At 29.2% G+C, this 25,667-nt stretch carries 27 protein-coding genes and 1 pseudogene; 26 read left to right on the top strand and 2 right to left on the bottom strand.

Annotated features, from left to right (window positions below):
* Positions 1 to 60 precede the first annotated feature (60 nt).
* Positions 61 to 1,525: pseudogene (locus tag ACMFBB_RS04740) on the bottom strand (aminoacyl-histidine dipeptidase).
* 93 nt (positions 1,526 to 1,618) lie between these two features.
* Here ACMFBB_RS04740 and recR point away from each other — a divergent pair.
* From recR to ACMFBB_RS04635, 21 genes are all read left to right on the top strand, one after another.
* Positions 1,619 to 2,236, top strand: a complete 618-nt coding sequence (gene recR, locus ACMFBB_RS04735) for a recombination mediator RecR (RefSeq protein WP_435263313.1) — start codon at positions 1,619 to 1,621, stop codon at positions 2,234 to 2,236.
* A gap of 695 nt (positions 2,237 to 2,931) precedes the next feature.
* Complete coding sequence (locus tag ACMFBB_RS04730) at positions 2,932 to 3,171, top strand: hypothetical protein (protein ID WP_435263312.1); 240 nt, start codon at positions 2,932 to 2,934, stop codon at positions 3,169 to 3,171.
* Between the two features lie 1,085 nt (positions 3,172 to 4,256).
* On the top strand, positions 4,257 to 4,736 hold the full coding sequence (locus ACMFBB_RS04725; RefSeq protein ID WP_435263311.1) for a hypothetical protein: 480 nt from the start codon (positions 4,257 to 4,259) through the stop codon (positions 4,734 to 4,736).
* Between the two features lie 130 nt (positions 4,737 to 4,866).
* Complete coding sequence (locus ACMFBB_RS04720; protein WP_435263310.1) at positions 4,867 to 5,529, top strand: hypothetical protein; 663 nt, start codon at positions 4,867 to 4,869, stop codon at positions 5,527 to 5,529.
* Positions 5,530 to 5,587: 58 nt separating this feature from the next.
* Positions 5,588 to 6,382 (top strand): PhzF family phenazine biosynthesis protein, encoded by a 795-nt coding sequence (locus tag ACMFBB_RS04715; RefSeq protein ID WP_435263309.1) that lies wholly within the window; start codon positions 5,588 to 5,590, stop codon positions 6,380 to 6,382.
* A gap of 113 nt (positions 6,383 to 6,495) precedes the next feature.
* On the top strand, positions 6,496 to 6,981 hold the full coding sequence (locus tag ACMFBB_RS04710; RefSeq protein ID WP_435263308.1) for a hypothetical protein: 486 nt from the start codon (positions 6,496 to 6,498) through the stop codon (positions 6,979 to 6,981).
* A 150-nt stretch (positions 6,982 to 7,131) separates the two neighbouring features.
* Positions 7,132 to 7,917, top strand: coding sequence for a hypothetical protein (locus ACMFBB_RS04705; RefSeq protein WP_435263307.1), 786 nt, complete (start codon positions 7,132 to 7,134; stop codon positions 7,915 to 7,917).
* A 151-nt stretch (positions 7,918 to 8,068) separates the two neighbouring features.
* Positions 8,069 to 8,650 carry a nucleoside monophosphate kinase gene (locus ACMFBB_RS04700; protein WP_435263306.1) on the top strand — a complete coding sequence of 194 codons (582 nt, stop codon included), beginning with the start codon at positions 8,069 to 8,071 and terminating at the stop codon, positions 8,648 to 8,650.
* Between the two features lie 204 nt (positions 8,651 to 8,854).
* A complete protein-coding gene (locus tag ACMFBB_RS04695) occupies positions 8,855 to 9,142 on the top strand; it encodes a hypothetical protein (protein WP_435263043.1) in 288 nt (95 codons plus the stop codon).
* A gap of 832 nt (positions 9,143 to 9,974) precedes the next feature.
* Positions 9,975 to 10,613, top strand: coding sequence for a hypothetical protein (locus ACMFBB_RS04690; protein ID WP_435263305.1), 639 nt, complete (start codon positions 9,975 to 9,977; stop codon positions 10,611 to 10,613).
* Between the two features lie 41 nt (positions 10,614 to 10,654).
* A complete protein-coding gene (locus ACMFBB_RS04685; protein ID WP_435263304.1) occupies positions 10,655 to 11,254 on the top strand; it encodes a hypothetical protein in 600 nt (199 codons plus the stop codon).
* Positions 11,255 to 11,474: 220 nt separating this feature from the next.
* A complete protein-coding gene (locus ACMFBB_RS04680) occupies positions 11,475 to 12,578 on the top strand; it encodes a hypothetical protein (RefSeq protein ID WP_435263303.1) in 1,104 nt (367 codons plus the stop codon).
* A gap of 727 nt (positions 12,579 to 13,305) precedes the next feature.
* Complete coding sequence (locus ACMFBB_RS04675; RefSeq protein ID WP_435263302.1) at positions 13,306 to 13,710, top strand: hypothetical protein; 405 nt, start codon at positions 13,306 to 13,308, stop codon at positions 13,708 to 13,710.
* A gap of 180 nt (positions 13,711 to 13,890) precedes the next feature.
* On the top strand, positions 13,891 to 14,448 hold the full coding sequence (locus ACMFBB_RS04670; RefSeq protein ID WP_435263301.1) for a hypothetical protein: 558 nt from the start codon (positions 13,891 to 13,893) through the stop codon (positions 14,446 to 14,448).
* A 71-nt stretch (positions 14,449 to 14,519) separates the two neighbouring features.
* The gene (locus tag ACMFBB_RS04665; RefSeq protein ID WP_435263300.1) at positions 14,520 to 15,491 is read left to right on the top strand and encodes a hypothetical protein; all 972 of its coding nucleotides are present in this window, start codon (positions 14,520 to 14,522) and stop codon (positions 15,489 to 15,491) included.
* A 161-nt stretch (positions 15,492 to 15,652) separates the two neighbouring features.
* On the top strand, positions 15,653 to 16,510 hold the full coding sequence (locus ACMFBB_RS04660) for a tetratricopeptide repeat protein (protein ID WP_435263299.1): 858 nt from the start codon (positions 15,653 to 15,655) through the stop codon (positions 16,508 to 16,510).
* Positions 16,511 to 16,667: 157 nt separating this feature from the next.
* Complete coding sequence (locus ACMFBB_RS04655) at positions 16,668 to 17,414, top strand: hypothetical protein (RefSeq protein ID WP_435263298.1); 747 nt, start codon at positions 16,668 to 16,670, stop codon at positions 17,412 to 17,414.
* A gap of 214 nt (positions 17,415 to 17,628) precedes the next feature.
* A complete protein-coding gene (locus ACMFBB_RS04650; protein WP_435263297.1) occupies positions 17,629 to 18,435 on the top strand; it encodes a hypothetical protein in 807 nt (268 codons plus the stop codon).
* 85 nt (positions 18,436 to 18,520) lie between these two features.
* Positions 18,521 to 19,021, top strand: a complete 501-nt coding sequence (locus ACMFBB_RS04645; RefSeq protein ID WP_435263296.1) for a hypothetical protein — start codon at positions 18,521 to 18,523, stop codon at positions 19,019 to 19,021.
* 230 nt (positions 19,022 to 19,251) lie between these two features.
* Entirely contained in the window at positions 19,252 to 19,713 is a 462-nt protein-coding gene (locus ACMFBB_RS04640) for a barstar family protein (protein WP_435263295.1), read from the top strand.
* Positions 19,703 to 20,224, top strand: a complete 522-nt coding sequence (locus tag ACMFBB_RS04635) for a hypothetical protein (protein WP_435263294.1) — start codon at positions 19,703 to 19,705, stop codon at positions 20,222 to 20,224. Before ACMFBB_RS04640 ends, ACMFBB_RS04635 begins: the two co-directional genes overlap by 11 nt.
* Positions 20,225 to 20,247: 23 nt before the next feature.
* Here ACMFBB_RS04635 and ACMFBB_RS04630 read toward each other — a convergent pair whose 3' ends face one another.
* The gene (locus ACMFBB_RS04630; protein ID WP_435263293.1) at positions 20,248 to 21,219 is read right to left on the bottom strand and encodes an IS110 family transposase; all 972 of its coding nucleotides are present in this window, start codon (positions 21,217 to 21,219) and stop codon (positions 20,248 to 20,250) included.
* 355 nt (positions 21,220 to 21,574) lie between these two features.
* Between ACMFBB_RS04630 and ACMFBB_RS04625 the strand changes: the two genes are divergently transcribed.
* The 5 genes from ACMFBB_RS04625 (at position 21,575) to ACMFBB_RS04605 (ending at position 25,562) form a co-directional block, all read left to right on the top strand.
* Positions 21,575 to 22,393 (top strand): DNA alkylation repair protein, encoded by an 819-nt coding sequence (locus ACMFBB_RS04625; RefSeq protein WP_435263292.1) that lies wholly within the window; start codon positions 21,575 to 21,577, stop codon positions 22,391 to 22,393.
* 333 nt (positions 22,394 to 22,726) lie between these two features.
* The gene (locus ACMFBB_RS04620; RefSeq protein WP_435263291.1) at positions 22,727 to 22,996 is read left to right on the top strand and encodes a hypothetical protein; all 270 of its coding nucleotides are present in this window, start codon (positions 22,727 to 22,729) and stop codon (positions 22,994 to 22,996) included.
* Between the two features lie 170 nt (positions 22,997 to 23,166).
* Positions 23,167 to 23,406: a transposase gene (locus ACMFBB_RS04615; RefSeq protein WP_435263290.1), complete on the top strand. Its 240-nt coding sequence runs from the start codon at positions 23,167 to 23,169 to the stop codon at positions 23,404 to 23,406.
* A 130-nt stretch (positions 23,407 to 23,536) separates the two neighbouring features.
* Positions 23,537 to 24,247 (top strand): IS3 family transposase, encoded by a 711-nt coding sequence (locus ACMFBB_RS04610; protein WP_435264270.1) that lies wholly within the window; start codon positions 23,537 to 23,539, stop codon positions 24,245 to 24,247.
* Between the two features lie 190 nt (positions 24,248 to 24,437).
* Positions 24,438 to 25,562, top strand: coding sequence for a helix-turn-helix domain-containing protein (locus ACMFBB_RS04605; RefSeq protein WP_435263289.1), 1,125 nt, complete (start codon positions 24,438 to 24,440; stop codon positions 25,560 to 25,562).
* Positions 25,563 to 25,667 lie beyond the last annotated feature (105 nt).

The following is a 25,667-nucleotide window of genomic DNA, read 5'->3' as shown; positions in this document are numbered from 1 at the left end:
AATGTAAACAAAAAACCACAACTTTAAAAGTTGTGGTTCTATTAAAAAATATTGATAAATTTAATTTTTAATAGGAATGTTTTTTAATATTTCTAGTAAAAAAGCCCAATACTTTTGAGTAGATGAAATTTGAGCGCGCTCATCAGGAGAGTGTGCCCCTCTAATATTACGGACCAAAAGAAACCATGTCCATTTCAGGATAGTTTTGACCTAAAATACCACATTCTAAGCCAGCGTGACAAGCTGCTACGTGAGGTTTCTCATTATGAAGTTTTACGTATAAATCAGTAACTATTTTTAATATTTCAGAGTTAATATTTGGAAGCCATCCAGGGTAAGAACCAGAAAGTTCAACATCAAAACCAGCTAACTCAAAAGAAGCTCGTAAAGAGTTGGCTAAATCCCATTTATTAGTTTCTGAAGAAGAACGTGTTAAACATCCAATTTTGATAGCTCCATCTTTTACAATAACACGAGCAACATTGTTTGAGGTTTCTACTAAGTTTTCTATGTCTGGACTCATTCTATACACACCATTTAAAGAAGCGTATACTGATTTAATAAGCCCTTCTTGTACTCCTAAATCCATAATGTTTTTAGGAGAAGAAACCTCTTTTAATTCAATAGAAAGATTTTTTTCTAAACTAGAAAATTCAGTCTTAATATTGTTAATAAGTTCGTTTAATTCAAATAAAAATGGTTCTTTAGAAATACTGTCAACTACCACAGTAGCAAAACTTTCACGAGGGATAGCATTACGCAAACTACCACCATTGATTTCTGATACACGTAAACCAAAGTTTGTAAAGCCATCAAATAATAATCTGTTCATTATTTTATTGGCATTTCCTAAACCTTTATGAATATCCATTCCAGAGTGGCCACCATTTAAACCAGTAATAGAAATTTCAAAAGATGTTGTGTTTTCAGGAGTAGGCTCTTCAGTATAGTTTCTTGTAGCAGTAATATCTACACCACCAGCACACCCCATACCAATTTCATCATCTTCTTCAGTATCTAAGTTTAATAATATTTCACCTTGTAAAATACCGCCTTCAAGCCCCATTGCACCAGTCATACCAGTTTCTTCATCAATAGTAAATAAAGCTTCGATAGCTGGGTGAGCAATATCTGATGATGATAAAACAGCCATAATAGAGGCAACACCTAATCCATTATCAGCACCTAATGTAGTTCCGTCAGCTTTTACCCAGTCATCTTCAATAATCATTTTTATACCTTCAGTATCAAAATCAAAAACAGTATCAGCATTTTTTTGATGAACCATATCTAAATGACTTTGCATAACGATTGTTTTTCTATTTTCCATTCCAGGAGAAGCAGGCTTACGAATAATAACATTACCTACTTTATCAACCATGGTTTCAAGATTCAATTTCTTTCCAAAGTCAACCATAAATTGAATTACTCTTTCTTCTTTTTTAGAAGGACGTGGTACAGCGTTTAGGTCAGAAAAATGATTCCAAACTGTTTTAGGTTCTAAGTTTCTTATCTCTGAATTCATTGTGAATTATTTGTTTAGTTTTAATGCACGAAGATAGGTTTTTAATGTGAAATAAGATGATGAAGCATGGTTGAAAAATTGTAAATTCGCAGTATGGATTTTTCTTCAAAATTATTAGAGAATGCGGTCAATGAAGTAAGTAGATTACCAGGTATTGGTAAAAGAACTGCCTTACGATTAGTACTACATTTATTAAAGCAACCGGTTGAGAATACTAAATATTTAACAGAAGCATTAGCTTCATTACGAAATGATGTAAAATCATGTAGAAAATGTCATAATATTTCAGACACAATTTTATGTGACATATGTGCAAGTCCTAACAGGAATGCTGAAATTGTTTGTGTTGTTGAAGATATAAGAGATGTTATGGCTATTGAAAATACAGCTCAGTATAGAGGATTGTATCATGTACTAGGGGGTAAAATATCACCTATTGAAGGAATAGGGCCTCAAAATTTACAGATAGAATCGTTAGTAGAAAAAGTAAAAGAGGGAGAGGTGAAAGAACTTATTTTTGCATTAAGTTCAACAATGGAAGGGGACACTACAAATTTTTATATTTATAAACAAATTGAAAAATATGCTATAAAAACTTCAACAATTGCAAGAGGGATTTCAGTTGGTGATGAATTAGAGTTTGCAGATGAAATTACGTTAGGAAGAAGTATTGTAAACAGAATTCCTTTTTCGCAGTCTTTGAAAAATTAGGTTTTTCCTTGTTTTATAAGGGTTTCAAGTGTTTTTTTAATGGTTTTTTATGAAAGAATAAAAATCTTAATTTAAAAAATAAAAAGTGAATCAAATCATTCCATCTCTAAAAAAGGATATGAAATCGATTATTGAAATTATTCCTGATTATTGTAATTGGCCAGTTATTAAGAATAAAATAACATTCAAAATATTATCACGTTGAATTGACAGAAACGAAATAATCAGAGAATTACTCATTCAATTAGCTATTAGACTAACCAAAACTTATCTACTGAAAGTACATCTTTTGACAAAATTATAATGGAATAAATTGGAGCAATTGATAATGTCTTGCATTACAATAAATTGACTGAATAATTTATAATTATCGATCTACGGAATTTGAGGAATTTTTCGGAATTGAAAAACAGATTAATAATGATAAAAAGTGTTCACTGAAATGTATCACAGCTAAAACGAATTTAAGATGTTTTTAATTAATCGAAAGGTTTAGCTTAATTTACAAATTGTATCTCCAAAAAAATAAATTTTACTTACATTTGGCGAAAAATTGCAAGTAATCATTCACTAAACGATAAATAAAAATTGCCCTGGCCTGAATATGGGTGCGTTATTTAATTACAATTATGTGCAAAAGTGATTAAATTTAGACGGTATTCAGAACCTTTTAACCACATTTAAATTAATAGCATATGGAACAAAACAAAGACATTGTAGAAAAACTCATCGATAAATACAGAGGAATAGTTATAGCAATAGTAATATTAATGATTTCAATTTTTACTTTTTTTATTGCTCTTAACTTTTTTAGTAGAAGAGATGATGACGCTGGTTTTTTTATGACTCTTGCTAGTATAACGTTCCTAATTCTGTTTTTTATTTTAATAAAAAAACAAAGAAAAAAAACGAAAATTGACAAATCAGATATATAATACTTTGAATCTATTAATAATCTAGATTCGAAATAAGAGTTGTTTTTTGTTTTTATGATTATGGTAAAGTTATGTATTTGTGAAATCAGAGTCACAAATTTTATTATTTTTACCTATTACTTAAAAATACAAATAGATAACACCTTGTACTTTCTTAAAAGTTTTGATTTTCAGCATTCAAATAGGTTTGCAATACTCGTTAAATATAATATACACCTTCCAGAAACATCTTTAAAAGATGTTTTTTTATGGCCAAGATTTAAATAGGTGAATTATCAATAAAAAGTAGTAAAATAAAGGAGCTATTGAAGCTCCTTCAAATAGGATACCCTATAAACCCTTCTAAAAATATACAAATATCCTAATAATTTAGAAACAGAAAATATTGATAAGTCACAAAAAAGTAGCAATTTGAGAATCAAAAAGCTCCCGAAGGAGCTCTAATTTATTAACTAACTCATAAAATTTCTTTACCCCTAAATTAATTTTATGAGCTTATATAACATCCTTAATTGACTTAACCCTAAAAAAAAACAGTAAATATATAGAGATTTCTCAGGCATAACCTTTTTTAAAAAATATGGAAACATAAACCAGTAATTAAAAGGAAACAACCTATACTGAAATTGTAAAGTTGTTTTGAATCTTTAGCTTCAAATGGCTTACTCATAATAGTTTCTTTATTTGTGAAAGCAGAGAAGAAAAAGTAAAAACTTAAAAGAAATAAAATTGACTCAACTATAAAATTCATGTATTTGCTTTATGATATGAGTATATAAAACTAAAAATGTTACAACAAAATCAAAATAAAGAGTAGGTTCTCCGATACCTAAAAAACGGAAAAGTTCTTTGACATAATTGTGGTAAGTAAAATTTGAGGATAACAACAACTTATTGATTTGTATAAAAAGGAATAAAAGGTTGTTGTTGTCTTTAAATAATTAATTGTAAAAGTTATATTTGTGAAAAAAAGCACCTTAACAAATAAAGATAAAGAGGAACAAAAGTTCCTTTTATCCGGAAGAATAATCGGATAAACGAGCACTTTATTCTTTATATAAGGAGTTGTGTAACATTTGAGAAATATGTGTAATCGAACAAATAATTTAGAATTATGTAGCTGTACTGATATGTCAGTTAAAAGGATTCAACAATTATATTCGGAAGAGATTAAACTTTTGGATAGAAAAGAAATTCTTAAAGTTATTCGTTGGAAATTAAAAAAAAACGTAGGTCAAGAATGGAACGGAATGGATGGATTAATGATTATGCCTTCTGAAAATTTAACTCAAGAGTTATCCGAAAAACGTATACTTAATGATCTTAACCAAACTAATTGCTTTGATTTTGAATATACACCTAATAATGGAGATAATTTGATTTTTGAAATAGGTTGGTTATTTAATAGATGGGGAAAAAGAATTAATAAAAAAATAGAATACGAATATTCCTCTTTTATATTTAAAGATGAAAAATGGGTAGCCCATTCGTATAATGGCTTTTATGAAAAAACAGAAATTATAAAAGAAGGAGTTATAAAAAACGTCACACAACAGCGTGTATAATTCATTGCTAGTTATAGCCTACTTACGAAAGTCCGAGAGGACTTTCTATCTGTGATTTATTTGCTAACTTTAGTGCTTAAACACGCAACGAAATCATACACAAAACCGTTGTACAACATTCGCTCAAAAAATGAAAATTCAAGTTTTAACAATATTATTTATTGCTTTTTTTAGTTGCAAAGATGTAGCTGAAAGAAAACCTAATGAATTAAAATCGGATAAATTTGAATTACTTATTGAATCTGATAAGACTGAAAAAGAAAAGTATTTAAACAATTTAAGTCTTACTTCTTTACTTGAAAATCCGATTGACTTGCAGAAATTTAAAAAATCCAAAAACAGAGATTACATGACGACTGGTGTAAGTAATGGAAAGGATTATTACTTTGAACCAAAAATTAAAGATTCAATATTTTACACGTACAATTATCCAACAAAAAATTTTTCGGACTCAAAAAAGATTGATCAAATAGTAGTATTTAAATACGGAAAGAATAAACACAAATACGAAGACGAAACTGAAATTCTGATTGAATTAAGAGTTTTTAATAAAAATTTTGATTTAGGTAAAGCTAATCTTGTTGGGTTAACTAAAACGGAATTGGAATCGGAATTCGGAGAAAACTATCTGAATTTTGACAATGGAATTGCTTACTCAAATAAAAACAAAGTTTTAATTTTAGAACTTGAAAATTCAAAAGTCAAATCCTATCGATATATAAAGTTAAATACCGAAAAAATCGACAATGAATTAATTAGAAATTTAATAAAACCGTTGTACAACAAAACCTAAACTGCATTAAAACGCAGCTTAGCCCAAACGTTATGTGCAATATAAAGAATAGAAAAAAGTGAGAATAAACATATATCAAATTGATGCTTTTACTGATCAATTATTTGGGGGTAATCCAGCTGCTGTTTGTCCACTGGTTAACTGGCTTGACGATGAGATTCTTCAAAACATTGCGATAGAAAATAATCTTGCAGAAACTGCTTTTTTTGTCCAATCATCAGAGAATCGTTTCCATTTGAGATGGTTTACTCCTGAATTTGAAATGGATTTATGTGGACACGCAACTTTAGCATCGGCATTTGTAATTATTGAAGAGTTAGGTAATAAGTATAACGAAGTTTTATTTGATACACAAAGTGGATTATTAACAGTAAAAAAAGTTGGAGATTATTATGAACTTGACTTCCCTTCAAGACCTCCCAAAAAATCGAGTTTGCCAAAAATAATAAGTGATGGGCTAAATATTCAACCAAAAGAAATATGGAAAGCCCGTGACTACTTATTGGTTTATGATACAGAAGATGACATTGAGAGTATAAAACCTAATATTGCGATTCTTAATCAAATAAATATTGACCCGGGAGGAATAATTGTTACCGCAAAAGGAAAATCTGAAAATGTTGATTTTGTTTCCAGATTTTTTACACCTCAAGCGACTGTTTTTGAAGACCCAGTAACTGGTTCAGCACACTGTACTTTAGTTCCTTTTTGGGCAGATAGAATAAATAAGACTGAATTAAGAGCTTTACAAATATCTAAACGTGGAGGAGAGTTGTTGTGCCAATTGAATAAGGATAGAGTCTTAATTAAAGGGAAGGCTGTTAAATATTTAGAGGGAACAATTGAATTATGAATAAAAAAAGGAAAAGCACATAACACTGTATATGAAATCATAGCCGCCTATAGGCAGGCTACGCTTCATATACTAAACGTTAGCAACAAGTACTCGGACAAAAAAATATTCCTTTGAAAATCAAAAAGAAAAAAGAACATATAAGAAAACAGATTTTATTAAAAATTAAATATTATAGAAATTCCAGAGGAATAACATTTTTTGAAAATTCAAACGAGTTAAATAATGAAAAAGTAAAGCTCGAAAGTAATGAACTAGAAGTTGTAGTAATAAACCTTAGTAGACAAAAAAGAGTATTGTTGACTACCAAAAACATTTACTATTTGAATAAAAATAGTGTTCGAAAGATAGTTGGTTATAATATCGAAAGATTTGATTATATGGAATTTGTTAATGGAGAAAAAATAATTGAAGAAAAGTCAAGATTAAAAACCTTCTGGTTAAGGTTTAAAATAAATTTTAGAATTGGAACTTATAGAATTATAGAGAGAAATAACTCATTTATTGAGTTAAAAATATGGAAGACAAATTTAGCAGACTGTTTGAATGACGGAATAAAGAAACTAAAATTTGTTGTAACAAAATATGAAGGAATATAAACCAGTTGCTAACAAAATGTATAATTAATTGCTAATTCGGGGCTAGATTAGAAAGTATTCGCCTAGACTTAACACCGATAATTTTCAGCTATATTTGGTGAAAAAATCGCAACTAATCATACACAATACGTTGGCAATAATTAAAACGAAATGAAAAACGACAAACTACTTTACAGAAAATTATTTTTAGTTTCAATATTTTTATTGTTGCTAAATGATTTGTATTTAAAAGAACAATTCCACAATTTTCTGACTGGAAAACTATCTGATTTCGTTGGGCTTTTTGCCTTTTCCTATTTTTTTAGCGTTTTATTCAAAAAGAATATAAAACTGATTTACTTTCTGACTGGAATTTTATTTATTTTTTGGAAAAGTAGTTCCTCTCAATTTGTTATTGATTATCTGCATAATTTTGGAATCGGGTTCGACAGAATTGTGGATTATTCAGATTTATTTGCTTTGTTAGTTTTACCTCTTGGTTACAGATATAGAATCCAAAACTCAATCGGAATTGAAAAAATGAGATTTTTACCAAAACCAATAATAATTGGAATTTGTTCTTTTGCATTTATTGCAACTTCTTTACAAAAAGAATTTGGAGAACTGAATTTAAAATCTGATTATACAATAAACGCTGGAATTCCAAAAGACAGTATTTTAAAATTAATTAGAGTAAATCCAATAACTAAAACAAAATATCATACGAATCTTGAGTTTCCTAATAAAAGGAGTTATGTAAGGATTTCATTATTAATATCTAAACTTGAAAATGACTCAACTAAAATTGAATTGGACAGTATTTTAAGTTTTACAACGACAGGAACTATATTTTCAGGAGTATCAAAAAAGAATATAGATTATCTGAAAAACTTAAGAGTTGAAGACTATGAAAAGGAATTTATTGAACAAAAAATAAAACGGAATAAAATAAAATAACTATTGCCAACAAAGCGTATAGTTAATTGCTTTTTTTTGTTTAACCTAAGGTAAGTGATTTTTTATAAAGCTAGTGTTTAGCTGAAAAAAATGTACATTTACATACGCAACAAACCATACACCGAACGTTAGGCACAATCCGAAAATTACAATGCGAAAACTAAATATTCTTTTCCTCGATTCGAGACTTTCAAGAAGCTTAACAGAAAGCGCATTGTCCTCTGAATTAAATTCTACGGTTTTTAATTTAACCAGTTCATTAAGAGAACAATTGAGGAATAATGATAATTTGGGGAAAGAAATGATGAAATTATTGGAAAGTGGAGAAATACTTACTACGGAAATTATCGGAAGATTTATCTCAAGAAACTTAAAGTCAATTAGTAGAGACATATTATTGCCTGAATATCCAAGAACGCCTGAACAATACAAAGGCTTGGCAAAAGTCTTAAAAAATGACAATATTGAACTTGAAAATATCTGGTATTTTAAACAACGTGAACCGAATCAGTTTATGAAAGACCATTTCGAAAATCCAAAAGAAAAACGATGGATTGATAAATATGGCTCCGAAATCATTGAAAAATGGAAAACGGAATTTAATAAAAGACGTGAACAGATTATTAAAATACAAAAAATATCTGATAAGACTAAATGGAAAACAATAGAAATGGATTATGTTGCGGATTTGAGTGTTGAACATTTAAAACAACGGATTAAAGACTGTGCCTAACACGGTTTATAAAACATAGCTAACAAGCGCTAAGGCGAGAGGTTTGTGCTTATTTAAAAAGACCGCCAAATTTTTAATTTGGCTTTTAAAAATTGATAAATTAAAAACAAAATATAAAAATTCGGCTCTGTGTGTATCCGAAAAGTTAGTGTCTTTTTACACGCTACGTTTCATACACAAGACCGTTAGCTATAAATTAAAAGAATGAATGAAACATTTTCCATATTAATGATGTCTTCATGGATTTTGGGATTGATATTAATAATTATTTCAAATCCAACTTTGATTATATCTAAAATAAAAACCTCAGAAATAATTTGTGACAAACCTCATTATGGTTTCAAACATATTAGAAAAGCTATTTCTTTAACCTCAGACAAAAAAATTATTGAAAGGTTAAATAGAAAAATACGAATAAGGAAAATAGGTTTTTCATTTTTAATACTTACTCCAATTTTCTTTATCCTTGGGGGAATATTTGGACAACGATAAAAATTGAGATGAAATTACACAGGGTTCAATAAGATTTTATGAGAAAGTTAAGATAAATTATTCTAAAACAAAATATGGAATTTTACATTATTTAGACTTCTTGAAATGTGTGATTTTTCCTATTACAATTAAACATATCATAAGAGAAAAAAATCTATAGCTAACAAAATGTATAATAAATTGCGGACTATAGGTGACTTTAGAAAGTATTCGCTGAAACTGAACATCAATAATTTTTAGTTACATTTGGAAAAAAATCGCAACTAATCATACACAAAACGTTACCATTAATAGTGCTGAATGAAACTTAAGATTATTAAAAAGCTCAAGAAAGTATTTTAAAAATATCGCTTATTTAGTAAATTATTAGATTAATATCCTTTTTTGGGAACTAAACGCCAAAGTGTTCTCTGTTCATTTAAAAATATGTTGAAAATATTGAATATGTAGTTTGTAATTGAAAAATTATAGGCTGGCGTTCTGCCTCGTTCTTATTCCAAAAAAGGTGTTGGTGCTTAAAACTATGTACCAACCTAAACGCTTTATGGTTTAGTGCATCTTCCATGTTTGATTGTTTAAAATTAAAGGTGTTTTCTGTTTATATAGTTAAGGCTAGCGTTCTGCCTCGGTTGGTTTTAGGAGTATTTAGTATGGCTTTGGTTTTACATTTGGTTTATGTAGCACTAAAAAGGGTAACAATGCATATAAAAAATTGCTACATTCTTACTGGTTTCAAATATTTTACTAAATTTGATACTTAAAAAAGCTATGAAAACTTCCGAAATAAAATTCGCAACTTTTCATATCCTTAAACGTTAGCAAATATTAATAAATGACCGAAAAAGAATTTATTGAAATTGATAAGAAAAAAGACGATTTACACTATATTTTTTTTGTTTTCTTTGCAGTTATAACAATTATTAAACATCTTTTATTTGATGAAAAATTAATTGGAGGTGATATTAGATATGATATATTCATTCTTTGGGGGCCTATAATTTTAGGAATAGCCACTCTGGGTATTTATCAACGAAAAAATCTTATTTATGTTTTTAGAGTTAATGACACTTTAATTAATAAACTAATGTATTTCGGATTTGTTTTAGTAATTGCTACAATGTTTTCTTTCTTATCATTTCACACAATTGCTGATTTTGCTTTCCAAATTATTAATAAAAATGAAATAGAAAAAACAGAATTTAAAATTGTTGATTTTGAAATTGACTCTTATAATGAAGAAAAAGGAGGCAGAACCCAAATTCTCACAGGAGGAAACAAAATATGGTATGAATATGAAGGGGTTAAAGAAAGTTTTAAAGTAAACAAAGAAATTATTGATTTGCTAAAAGATGATTCAAAAAACTATTTAATTGAAGTAGAATTAAAAAAAGGAATCTGGAATCACTTTATTGTAATTGGTTGGAAGATCAAAAAAAGAAAACATTTGCTAACACCACCTAAACTGCATTAAAACGCAGCTTAGCCAAACCGTTGTACGCCATAGGAGAAAAAATGCAGGAACACAATTTCTACATAGAATATAAAATCGGAGATGCGAATCGGAATGAAAAATTGAAAACTCTTTTTCTAAAACTAAAAGAAGAAAAAGAAAAATATTTTGAGACAGGAACAGAACCTTCGAGCGAAATTGAAGATTGGATTGAATATTTGGATTCAGACGCGGAAAAGTGGTTCAATAAAATCGAACTCAAACCAAATTCGGAACAGCGGAAAGTTTATGATAAACTCTGGAAATTGACGGAACCGGAAATACGATTAAAACACCCAATGTTCAACACAGCAGACAACTGGAGTTTAGATTCAATGATTTATGTGATTTTTCAAGGAGATTATGAATTGATGAAAATTGAGAAATTAGATGACAAAGGAATTTTATATTACAACCCTGGTGGAATGCCTTTTGGTGGAACTGAATCGCTTGTTCAGCTAATAGAATCTTTTGGAAATATTGTCATTTATGACTCTTGGCACGAAGGACCACACAAACGAGCTGAAATTGGATGGGATTTTGATCTTGCTAAAAAATTAGTTGAACAAGAAAAAGGAGTTGAACAATCGAATGAAAAAGAATGGTGGAAATTTTGGAAATAAACTACGGCGTACAACACGGTGTATAAAACATAGCTAATAAGTACTAAACCGAAAGGTTTGTGTATACTAATAAAGTCCGCCAAATTTTTAATTTGGCTTTTAAGAAGAGATAAATTAAAAACGAAATATAAAAATTAGGCTCTGTGTTAATCCGCAAAGTTAGTGTCTTTTTACACACTACGTTTCATACACAAACCGTTAGCTGTAAGCGAAAAACTAAATGGAAAACCTATCTAAACATTATCATTCTTACAGTGAAAAAGAGAAATTTCAGTTCCGTAAATTTCTTGACCAATTAATGTGGCAGTTTTCATCATCATTAAAACTTGAAGAACCATACAGATTAATATTAGACTCAAATATTTTAATGAGACTAAATGATTTGAACGAAAAACCGACACCTAATTTATTATCTATTCTGGTCTTTTTTGATTTCTTAAAATTTCAAGAAACTATTAAGATTTCTATTTTAATTAGACCAACCGTTTTCTTTGAATTTTATGAACAAAAAGACATAAAAAATGAAATTGAACATTGGGAAAAATATAAAAAACTAAAAAATTTAATTGAAGATAATTTGAATGTAAGGGTTTACACAGAAGGCATTTATAATTATGAATTAACAAAACATCATTTTGAAAACATCAAATATGATATCAATTTAATAAAAAATGAATTAAAAAAGATTAATTCTACTGACTGGAAATTTGAATTTAAACGGGGATTTGGTGAATTTGATGGCTTTCCCCTTAAAGACGGCACAGGTGTCCTAACAACACCGCATCAAGTAGGTAAAGAACTAGCTCCTGATTTGCAAACTAAATACCTAAACAGTAAAATTGTAAAGCTCTGTTTAGCTAATCATATAAGCTATAACATATCAAATAATGATAAGAATAACCAAGATGTAATTACTAAGTATACAAATGATAAAGACTTTACGATTAGAAAAATTATTAAGTTAACAAATAAAGGTCTATTAAAAGGATTAGCCGACTTAGATTTACTTTTTTTATGTAACATACAAAATCAATTTGAAAACCAATCTCTTGATAACTATCTTCCATCTTCATTACCTCTAACCCTAGATGAAAACCTCTTTAAATCATTAAATAAATTTTCAAGTTTAGTTTTGAATTCATATTTCAAAGGAGGAGAAAAAAAGGAATCAATAAAAATGAAATTTGAGAAAGAGTTTGAAGAAAAGAAAAGAGTTGAAAGAGCAGAAGTTCGATTACAAAAAATTCATAAAAAAGAGAAAGAGTACTATTATAAATTGAGTCAGTATTTTGACGAAAAAAAGCCTACAGCTAACAAGGTATAAAAAACATAGGGCGTTTGAGCTAGACCGAAAGGTCTGTGCTTATTAACAAAGTCCGCCAAATATAAAATTTGGCATTTATAGTAAAAAAGATAAAAGCAAAATATTTATATTTAGCTAAGTAATAAACCGAAACGATAGTGCTTATTTATTGCCCTACGTTTCTTATACTAACCGTTACCATTAATAGTGCTGAATGAAATTTGAGATTACTAAAAAGCTCGAGAAAGTATTTTAAAAATATTGTTGATTTAGCAAATTATTAGATTAATATCCTTTTTTGAGAACTAAACGCCAAAGTGTTCTCTGTTCATTTAAAAATATGTTGAAAATATTGAATATGTAGTTTGTAATTGAAAAATTATAGGCTGGCGTTCTGACACGTTCTTATTCCAAAAAAGGTGTTGGTGCATAAAATTATGTACCAACCTAAACGCTTTATGGTTGAGTATATCTTCCATGTTTGATTGTTTAAAATTAAAGGTGTTTTCTGTTTATATAGTTAAGGCTAGCGTTCTGCCTCGGTTGGTTTTAGGAGTATTTAGTATGGCTTTGGTTTTACATTTGGTTTGTGTAGCACTAAAAAGGGTAACAATGCATATAAAAAATTGCTACATTCTTACTGGTTTCAAATTTTTTACTAAATTTGATATCCAAAAAAGCTATGAAAACTTCCGAACTAAAATTCGCAACTTTTCATATCCTTAAACGTTGTATTTAATAAATATAAATGAAGACAGATATTCAAATAAAAACAGATTTATTCCCTGCATATCTTGACGAGGAAAATGAGATAAATCCAGGACGTTTTGGAAAAAAACTAGCTGAATTTATAAAAAAGAACCTTGAAGAAAACGGTGTTCAAGTTGCTGATTTATATCCAACGGATTATGCCTATGAAATTCGTTTGGATCAATTTAAATTCTCAGTTTACATAAGCGCAGGAAATATTGACGGAGAAACTGATTTGTTTCTAGTTTCTCTGGAGCCTAGGAAAGAGTTTATAAGAAAGTTTTTTAAAAAAATCCCTACCGTTGAAACAATAGAACCAATTTATAATTTAATGATGGATTCATTTAGGGGAAATTCAGATATTCAGATAATTGAAATTTTGACTAAATACAACACCACCTAAACTGCATTAAAACGCAGCTTAGCCAAAAACGTTGTGGTTAATTTGACTAAGCCAATGAATAGAACGATGATTTTAATATTTCTACTTATAATTGATCAATTTTCTTGGGGTCAAAATTGCGATTTTGAAATACGGAATTTATCGAATATTCTAAACATAAAATCTGAGCTTATTGAAAAATTGGAATACGAAAAAGTCGTTGGAATTTCGGAAAAACTTATTGAATTTGAGGCAAAATCAGAACTTGAGCTAACCAAAAAATATCCTGAAATTTTCAAACTTAAAGACTCTTGTTATACATTTTCTGCAAACCAAAATATTGGAATTGGAATAAAAACGCCTGAATTAAAAGCTTGCAGATATAAAGTCCAAACAAAAGAATATTCAGATTATAAATTCAAAGGAACTTATTGTGGAAACGCACTGATTGAAATTACAGGCTACGAAAGTTGGGGATTTTTATCAGTTGACTTGAAAAATGGATTGACTTGCTTTACATCGGGAAAACCTTTGACTTCCAATGGAGAAACAGCTATTTCTTATTCAAACTATTATGGAGAAGAGGAAATCACATTGACGGATTTGAAAACTAAGGAACAATACGTTATTGGAATTGAGGGGTGGAAAACTATTGAGTTAAAAGTCTTGAAAGACGCCTATTATTTAAAACTCGAATCTGAATTTCGAACTGATTGTAAAAAAGAAATAAAATATTTAAAACTGAAAATAAAAAACTAACCACAACACAACCTAAACTGCATTAAAACGCAGCTTAGCCGAAACGTTAGCAATAATAAAAAAAACGAACTATGAAACAAACCTTATTGATTTTATTTTTACTTCTAACAATAAAAAATTTCGGACAAGATTGCGAAAATAAACTCGCAATTAATAAAACTGATTTTGTTACGAAAAACAAAGTGCTTAAATCAGCATTTATGTCATATAAAGTGAATTTTAAATCAAATTACACGATTTCATTTGAACTAAAAGATAGAGTTATAAATTTAATAAGTACATCAACTTCTGAAAATGTAAATGACAATGGACAAACTATCGAATTTGATTTTGAAAGTGGAGAAAATCTAAAAATAACATTTGATAAAAATTCAAAATCGGAAGTAATAAATAAGCAAACTATTCAAATAAATCAACAAGGAATTTCATATAAAGATTTAGAATTATTTGCAACAAAAACAATAAAATCCGTGAATCTAAATGGAATTGACAAGATAATAGATTTAAAAGAAAAAAGAGCAAAAATTATTAAAGAATATACTAACTGTTTTTTCGTAAACATAGACAAGGAAAAAGATTTAGGAAAAATCGAAAAGAAAGATGTTGAAATTCCAAGTTATTACAAACCTTGTAATTTTGTTCAAGACGAAATAGACGAATTTGAAGGTTATAGAAAAAAAGCACTTCATTATGCTGGAATTGCAAAACCAACAAACCCTGGATTTCCTTTATTCATAAATTTAAAAAGTATAAACAGAGAATTGTGGATGACAGCAGAATTAGACGCTATTTCTTATTGCATTACAAAAAACAGTAAAATCAATATAAAACTCGAAAACGGAACAATCATTCGTTTACAAAACAAAGGAGAAACTGATTGTGGAAAACGTTCAACTTATTTAATTCAATTCACAAAAACTGACAAAGAGTTACTTAAGGAAAGTCCAATGAAATTAATCCGATTGGAAACAGAAGATGGAAATATAGACTTGAAATATATTATGATTAAGAATTATTTCATTGAAAATATTGATTGCATTTAATAAAATTACTATTGCTAACACCGTATATAATTTATTGCTAGTTCTAGCCTACTTACGAAAATCCTCGTGGATTTTCTATTCGGTTTTTATTTGCTAAATTAGGTGTTTAAAACACGCAACAAACCATATACAAACACGTTGTGCATAATTAAAAACGAACTATGAGAATAACCATTTTAGCTCTGATATTAATCTCAAACATTGGGTTTTCACAAAATAATCTGACTGAATTAAAATTTGACACAAAGTATTTTAACGCAGTTGATAAATGGGTTGCTTTTCCAAAAAAAGATACTGATTCAACTTATGCTTATGGATATATTTATTTGGACAATCAAGCAGGTTTTACCTTTAATTATGAAACTAAATTTCAAATAAAAGAGAAAGAATTAATAAACATCAAACTAGATTCTACTGTCGGATTTATGAAATATCGACTTGAACCCAACACAAGTTTAGTTTCTGTTTTGACTGACAATCAAATTTCTGCTTTGAATTTACCTAAAGAACCTGAATGGTTATCGATTTACAAAGAAGGTTCTGACCAAGTGGACTATTTAAAGCAAGAAGGCTATCATTACAATCACGTTGGTGCTTGTGAACAAGCTCTAAATCCTTTATTAAAGGCTTATGAAATAGAGCCTCATTTTGACGGACTTGAATTTGAATTAGCTTTTGCTTACAATCATTTGGGACAGTTCGAAAAAGCAATTCCTATTTTGGAAAAAGCAATTGAGAATAACTCTAAAAACTATTACTTTTTCAGAGAGTTAGGCTATTCTTATTTAGGTTTAAATAAAGTAGAAGACGCCGAAAAAACATATCGAAAAGGAATTAAAAAATCGGACAACGACTTTGAGAAAAGTGAAATGTCAGTTAATATGGCTCAAGCCTATTTCAAACTCAAGAATAAAAAGAAATTTGATGAATGGGCTGAATTAACGAGAAAATACTCAACTAAAGATAAAAGATATTTGCAATATATCGACCAATTTGAAAAGAACTGGAATAAAAAATAACTATGCACAACAATTGCTATAAGTAATTGCTTGTTCTCGCCTACTTCTGAAAATCCACGAAGATTTTCAGTTTGGTGTGTACTTGCAAAGTTTAGTGCTAACTCACACAACTACTCATAGCCAAAACGTTACCAACAAGCCGAATAAAAATCTGTAAATGGAACAAATTTCTACTGAAAATTTAAAGCTTCTTCCCTCTCAAAGTGAATTAAAAAAGATTTGTAAATCAATTTCTGCTTTAGAAGCAATCATTTGTCCTGAATGGGAATACAGATATTACTCTTATCAAAAACATTGGAGTGAAACAGAAGAATTTTGTGAAATGCGAAATGGGCAAGGAGACCAAATGCTAATCGTTTTTAGCAAAGATGGAACTTGTATAAACGGATTTGCTCACGGGAGTGAACTGAATGGATGGAAAAATATTACTGTAGAAGAAAAAACATCGTTTTTCGAAAAATTATTTGACTCAAAAAAAGAAGTAAAAACGGAATTGACTCAAGAAATTGCGGACGGAATTCTTGATAAATTACCAAAAGAATTTAACGAATTTATCTTTGGAGAACCTGTCAAAAGTATTGGAACAACTTTTTGTATTTGGCAAATGAAAACTGACGATAACTGGAAAATAGGAGGAATTGAATTACCTAATGATGAATATAAAGATGGTTCAAGCGATTTATTACAGTTGTTAGACGGAAAGCCTTTGACTTACAAAAATTGGGCTGAAGAATATTATGAAGAAGAATTCGAAAATAGAGACCTTAAATTAGAATTAGTAGAAAAAATTTATTCCGGAATAATTATATCAAAAGACTTAGTTCTCGAAATAAATCCAGAGTTTGAGGATTTTGAAAAACTTAAAAGCGATTTGAATGAAATAGGTTATGAAAATGAACTGTAAAAAGCCAGTTGGTAACACGGTGTATAAAACATAGCTAATAAGTGCTTAACCGAAAGGTTTGTGTATATTTCTAAAGTCCGCCAAATTTTTAATTTGGCTTTTAAAAAGAGTAAAATAAAAACAAAATATAAAAATTCGGCTCTGTGTTAATCCGAAAAGTTAGTGTCCTTTTGCACGCTACGTTTCATACACAAGTCCGTTGTAGGTAATAATAATGAAACCCGAAATAGTACATAGAATTAAAATTCCAATAGTAGCGGACAATGTTTTAAGTCCACAAGTCCATTATGGAAGTGTTCACCATAATGAACCTGTTACTGGAATTTATTTTAATACTCAAGATGAGCTTTATGGTAGAATTACCTTTGAAAATTTTGACTCATTAAAAATTTGCAGAGGAGAAATGCTTCCTATTGATTATGATTGGGCAACTCACGAAAGAGGAGTTTGGATTTTTAAAGTAGAAAACTCTCAATGGCTTCTTGATAGATATGAATATGAAAAAAAACACTATGGAAGCTCCTATGAATTTGGAGGAGATGTAGAAGAAATGAAAACTCATTTTAATCATTATATTTTTTCTTTTCACGACCAATTTATTGAAGTTATTGCCAGAGGGTTTTGGTTTGAAAAAAGTGACAAAACGCTATTTGGCAAACCATTACAAAAAGGACATCCCTTTTCGACTATTTCTGATAACGAATATTCAACATTTGAAGAATGTAATCTAAAATATAGATATTGGATTAACGAAACTTCAAAAAAGAAATTGATTAATAACGCACAATTCTGTACTCAAACCATAATGGAGTTCGCTTTAGAATTAGACGATAAAGTAAGAGTGGATCACACTTTGACTTTAACACTTGATAAAGAAGGAAATGTAATGACTCATTTGTGTGGATATTTTGGAAATAAACAAGTTACATTTCCTAAAATAGCGACGATTGAAGATGTAAAGCCCTACTTGAAAAAATATATGAAGGAAGTCTTTGAAAGAAGACTAAAAATGAAAAAATAAACTACCTACAACAAGGTGTAAAAATGCATTAAAACGCATTTTACACTAAACGTTGTAGAGCATTTTAAAAAATCATCCAAACACATTGAAAAAAGTACTTTATATTATATCTATTTTTACATTTATTTCCTGTCAAACTGAAATTGATAAAATTAAAAACAGTGACAGTATTGAGGAATGTATCGGAAATGTCACTCGACACATCAATCAATGTTTTGAAGATTCAAATCAAATTGAAATAGACGAAAAAGCAGATTATGATTTTGAAAACAATATTCTGATTGTTTACAAAGGAAAATCTACAACTGACTATTTTCAAAAATGGGAAATCCCACTCGCCGAATTAGACCCAAACAGAATTGAGATAAAAAAAGAGGGGATTTCAATAAAAAAAATTACTGTCTTTACGAAAAATAACGAACCGAAAATCAGATATTTTAAAGACGGAAAAAAAGAATCAAATCCTTTCCAGAATAATTACCACTTGAAGGATTATTGTTTTGATAAAAAGAATGGAATCGAGATTTTTTTTGAATCGTATAAACGTGCTATACTTTTAGCTCAAAATAAAAAATCCGAATTGTAACGAAATAAAAACGCACTACAACAAGGTGTATGAAACATAGCTAATAAATACTTAACCAAAAGGTTTATGTATATTTATAAAGTTCGCTAAATTTTTAAATTTGGCTTTAATAATAGAAAAATTAAAAACAAAATATAAAAATTCGGCTCTGTGTTAATCCGAAAAGTTAGTGTCTTTTTACACGCTACATTTCATACACAAACCGTTGTAGGTAATTTAAACAAACACAAATGCTTCGAAAAGAAATTAAAGATGACAATGAACTTTATCTGTATTTTAATGATAAATTAATCTACAAAAGATGGTTGAATCAAGGTTACTCTAAAGTATTTGACAACTTCGCCTATAGTAAACAAACATTTGTGAGTATTACAGAAGACGAAAATGGAAACATTAAACATCTGCGAAAAATATTTATAAACGGAGAGTTTTGCAATTCCAAATTAGACTTTTGGAACAAATATATTGCAGATATGGAATTCTCTGCTAAAAAGGATTTCGGAAAAAACCTTGACGCATTTAATGATGCTATAACAGCAAAAGGACCTGGTTTTCCTGGAGATTGTTTAATTGAAATAACTGGAACTAAAAACCTTGAAAAGATATTCGGAAAAGAAGATTTTGATTTTATCATAAATACTTTACAACAAGCTAAATTCGTTGACTTAATAATTGAAAAAGATGAAAGTTGAAACTTATAAAATAAAAGGTTGGAAAGAAAAAGAAACTGGAGTTCTTATATCTGAAAATGACAACTGGATTCTAGTAAATCATATTCCTGTAGATTATGTCATTGACGGATTTAAATTGTACAGAAAGAAGTTTATCAAAAAACGGATTAATGGAGAATCTGAAAAAAAGATTGAACGTGTCTTGAACCTTAAAAACAAAAATATTCCTGCATTGAAAGGATTTGAATTTAATAATGTATTAGAAACTCTAAAATGGAGTGAGAAAAAATATGGCTTATTTGAATTCCAAGACAAAGGAGAAACTGAATTGTTTTACGGAAAAATAAATCGAACTGAAAATGACATTTTAATAATCGATATGATAAAATCTAATGGGAAAATTGAAGAGAATTATGACTTTGAGTTCTCAATCAAAAAAATTCGTTCCATTACATTTGAAACGGATTATTTTGAATCTATTAGATTGTTAATGAATGATGAAATAAAAAACTACCTACAACAAAAGAACTGAGGTAAAAACCAAATAAAAATCCTTTAATTTATAACCAAAGTACTTTTGTACTCTCTATTGAAGGGAACCCCGTTTTTAACAATTGAAAAAGCTTGTTTTAATAGTTTGTTACACACTGCTATTAAAGCAAGTTTTTTACTCTTACCTTTGGCAACAATTCTATCATAAAGAGCTTTACAAGCTTGGTTGTATTTGGAAGCATTAAAACTGCACATAAAAAGTAAATTTCTCAGTTTTGGATTTCCCATTTTACTAATTCTTGGTCGTCCTTTAACACTAGTTCCACTTTGTCTTATTATTGGAGTCAGTCCAGCATAACTACATAACTCTTTAGCACTTTGAAAACGCTGAAATCCATCGGTAAGAACTAGTAACATTAAAGCAGTTTTATTACCTATTCCAGGAATGCTTTTTAGTAAAGTTAATGATTCTTGGTATTCTTTTTTTACATTTTCGAGCAATGCCTTTTCTAAAACCTCAATCTCCTTTTCTAGGTTTTTCAAACTCCTTTTAATAGATCTAACCACGCCTTTTGCCGGAGTACCTAATACTTCTTCTCCATGTATTTTATTTTTTAGTTGTGTGCTCTGTTTGCTGTAAATGCTGAGCATACGAGTTACTTGTAAGTTTTCTTGTTGTTTTTTTGATTGCCCAGTCCACAGTTTAGGTTCGCAATCTTTTGCATATTGCTGAATCATTTTTGCATCACTCTTATCAGTTTTTATTTTCGATAGATTCATTTGGATATAGCGCTTAATTTTTAAAGGATTAACCACACAAACTCCGATACCTGCTTCAAGTAAAAAATATGCTAAACGACTATGGTAATACCCTGTGGCTTCCATAACGCAAATGGAATTTGTATCTAATAATTTTAAAAACTTTTTAAAGCCTGAACTGCCATTGGTAAACTGATAATGGGCTTTGTTATTGTCGTATACATCAAAGACGTCTTTACTAATGTCTATTCCTAAATATTTTATATCTTTATTCATAAGAAAAAAGGATTGTAAAGAGCCACTCTATTGTGAATTCAACAACTTGAAATCGAAGTCTAAAGCTTCATAGAACTGAACGAATTTAACATAGAAAAGAGTAGTGATTATCAATGTTGACGAGATCATAGTCTCTACGTGTATCATAACCTTATTCCACTCTTTGGTTCTTTATGATTAAATAACTAATTTAATAAAATGCTAACTTAAGCCGTGTATAGTTGATAGCTGGTTATCGACTACTTAAGAAGATCCGCGAGGATTTTCTATTCGATTTTTATTTGCTAAATTAGATCCTTAATCGTGCCAATAATCATACGGAAACACGTTGTAGCCAATTAGAAGAATCAGTAAAATGAACAAAGAGATTATTAACCGAAAAGGAGCAAGAAAAGCCCAAGATATCCCAAAAGAAGTTTTGGAGCTGTTAAATCTAGGAAAAATTGAAACGGTTAATCTAACAGAATGGTTGGCTATTGACCATTTAAAGCTCATACAAACAAACTTTACTGAAATTGGAATTTCGGAAGAAAACATACATTTGATTTCTCAAAAAATAAGAACTCAAAAGAAGCCTTCTACAATGAATACAACTAAATTAGTTGGCTCAACACTTTACGAATCTTATTCTAAAGACAAAACACTTAACTCAATATTTGACAATTTGAGTACTCATCTATCTGACTCTATTCGCTGTTACGCACCATATCTTAAGTCTTTAAATGAAAATTTAAGTATAAGTGAAAAACTAAAAGAATCTGAAAAGCTAGTTGCAGATAATCATTTTGGAGTGCGAGAAGTTGTTTGGATGGCGTTACGACCTGAAATTGATGGGGATTTAGAAAAATCTATCGATATTTTAAGCAATTGGACAAAAAGCAAAAATGAAAATATCAGACGTTTTACAACTGAAAGCACAAGACCCAGAGGTGTTTGGTGTAAACATATAAGCAGACTAAAAGAGAAACCAGAATTAGCATTGCCTATTTTAGAAAATTTGAAATCTGACAAATCAAAGTATGTTCAAGACAGTGTTGGAAATTGGCTGAACGATGCAAGTAAATCTGAACCAAATTTTGTGATTGAGTTATGCGAAAGATTGAAAAAAGAATCACGAACAAAAGAAACTGAGAAAATAATAAAACGAGAGACAAGAACAATTTATAAAAAATAACTGGCTACAACAAAAGCTATAAGTAATTGCTTCCTACGGTCAGCAACTACTCATAGCTGAGTCGCCATAGGCAAATAGAGGCCAGAATACTATTTAAACTGGAGAGTACCGGAAAATCTTAAAGAATAAAGAAACTTTTAAAAAATGAAAAAATTATTTTACTTCTTATTTGTATCAGTAATTATAGCCTCTTGTGGAACGAAAACTGATAGACTTGAATTTTTGAAATTTGAAATTAAAGACTAAAATGGAAAAACTGGAATTACCATAAGTGAAACAGGAATAATTAGTATCAATGGTGAAGATATTGGAAAAATTAATAGAGACGGAACATTGAAGGATAAAGAAGGGAAATTATTAGCAAAAATTAAAGAAGACAATATTCTACAAGACAAAGATGGACAAAACCTTATAAAAATTGATAAAAGCGGAACAATGGATAATGGTTCTGGAACATATATAAAATGGACAGATAAGGGAGAACTTTTAAAAGGAACTGAAAAAACAGGAATAGTTATATCACCTGTTGATAAGAAGTCATTTCAATCTGCTTCAATAATTTTATTCTTATATCTGAATTCTAAACAAAAAATCTACCTATAACAATGGCTATAAGTAATTGCTTGTTCTCGTCTACTTATGAAAATCAGTGAGGATTTTCAGCTTGGTGTGTACTTGCGAAGTTAAGTGCTAGCCACGCAAGTACTCATATACAAAACCGCTGTGCTTCATACTGACCCGTCCTGAAATAAGGCTACATAATTTTAAACATTATGTATAGAAATGACAAAGTAATTAGACGTTACAGTGAACCTTTCAAATTAAAAATATTAGCCGAACTTACAATCGGAAAACACACAAAGAGCGAACTTTGTAAACTCTACTCTATTGCCCCTACAACTGTCAATGAGTGGATTAAAAAGTACAAACGTAAAGACTTAATGAACACCAGAGTACAAGTGGAAACTAAAGACGAAATATCTAGAATCAAAGCACTTCAAAAAGAGATTTAACAGCTTAAAAAACTACTACTTAAAAAGATCCTCAATGCTATGGTAATGGATTCTTACCTTGAAGTAGCAGCTAAAGACCTTGGTTATAAATCAGTTAATGAGCTAAAAAAAAGCTACCTATAAAGGCTTAATTAAAGCTAAAGAAAAATCTAAGAGATTTGCTTCTTTAACTACTATAACACATTGTTTTGGTCTTAAACGTGATGCGTATTACAAATACAAATCTAGAGCTGATAAACGTTTAGAACTCGAGAAAAAGATTATAAAAATAGTTAGAAAAAGACGCAAATCTCTTCCTAGAGAAGGCGTGCGTAAACTTGTAAAATCATTAGATGTAGATTTTAATAAAGGTACTATTAAAGTTGGTAGAGACACTTTATTTAATGTGCTTAGAAAGAATCAGATGCTAACACTTAGAAAGAAAACAAGTGCTAGAACTACAAACTCTTATCATCGTTTTTATAAATATAATAACATCATAAAAGACTTAGAAGTTACTAGAGCTAACCAAGTTTGGGTTTCTGATATAACATACATTAGAACCGTAAAAGGATTTTGTTACTTGGCCTTAATAACTGATATGTATTCAAGGAAAATAGTGGGGTATGACCTTAGTGAAAGCCTGGAATTAAAAGGATGTGTAAGAGCTCTTAATAAGGCTATTTATCAAGCTAAAAATATTAAACAGCTCATTCATCATTCAGGCAGAGGTATACAATATTGCAGTAATGTATACACGCAAATATTAAAAAGAAAAAAGATAGATATTAGTATGATCCAAGAAAATCATTGTTATGAAAATGCCATAGCAGAACGTGTAAACGAGATACTAAAAGACTAGTTTTATCTCGATCAAACCTTTGATAACGAAGCACACGCAAAGAGAGCTGCAAAAAATGCAATTAATTTATACAATGAAGTAAGATTACATTTATCTTTAGACTTTAAAACTCCAAGTATGGGATATAAATTATCAGTGTAAATTCAATTTTTACCTGTAGCCATATTTCAGGACGAGACATTAGACAAAAATGGAATTATTATTAAGCATAGGATTTTGTATCACAGGATTTACTATTTTTCTTTTATTACGAAAAAGGGAACATAAGGCTATTCATAAATTTTCGATTGCTATATTACTATTATGGTTCATACGATTCCTCTTATTTTACTTAAAAGATGCAGTCGATTTAACAAATATGCCTTGGCTCTTTTTTCTAGATCAGAATCTCTTTTTTTTAGATGGAGTTTTCCTCTTCTGGTTTTCAAAATCTTTAAATAGAGAGAGGTTTTCTTATCTTAAAGAAAGCATTCATTTGATACCGTTTACAGTAGCAATAGCTTTAACTGTATCTCTGTTTATCTCATATAATAGTTCGCAACTAAATGATTTATACCAAGAATCTAAAATAGCAACTCAATCACACTCATCCTCTCCTGAGGAAATCATTTTTATATTAGTAATCCTTCTTCAGAACGTAATTTATCTGTTTCTAGGATACAAAAAAATAAATCAATACAATCAAAATATTCTTTCAAATTACTCTACAATTGATAGAGTTCAAATTAATTGGCTCTCTAAATTCTTTAAAATATGGGCTATATTATTAGTTGTTCCGCTTATCATTTTTTTCATAAACTACATTTATCCTCTCTTTGACTTAAATCTAATTGAGACCTTTTTAATATCATCATTTGTCGCAGCTGCAATTTATTTTAGTGTGCATATTACCAATCAATATTTTGCAAGCTTTTTACTTGATAAAAATGAAAAAACTAACACAAAAAATATTCAAAAACATGATATTGAAGAATTCAAAGAAGCTTATGCAAAACTTCAAGAGCTTATGGAAGTCAAAAAACCATACTTGAATGAGGGTCTCACTTTGGCTATGCTATCGGAGCAAATGCATCTGAAATCCATAAAATTATCTAACATTATTAATACACAAACTAGTGGTAATTTTTACGATTACATAAACAGCTACAGAATAGAAGCTATCAAAAAAGAACTGATAACAACCAAAGAGCAAATTATAATTATTGCTTATAATAATGGTTTTAGCTCAAAGTCTACATTTAACAAAGTCTTTAAAGACACTACAGGAAACACTCCTTCTCAATATAGAAAGATGTATACATTATCTAGTCCTTGAATAAGTCCTGATAAAGTTTTTAGGACGTTTTAATACGTCCATATTAAATAATTAGGACGTCTATTCCTTTTTTTTGCCATTATTTTGCATCGAACAAAAAATACA

Origin of the sequence: Tenacibaculum sp. nBUS_03 (assembly GCF_051201695.1) — a bacterium.
In the GTDB taxonomy this organism is placed as follows: Bacteria; Bacteroidota; Bacteroidia; order Flavobacteriales; family Flavobacteriaceae; genus Polaribacter.
Note: the sequence above shows the minus strand (reverse complement) of the source record. Positions and strands in the feature narration are given on the sequence as shown.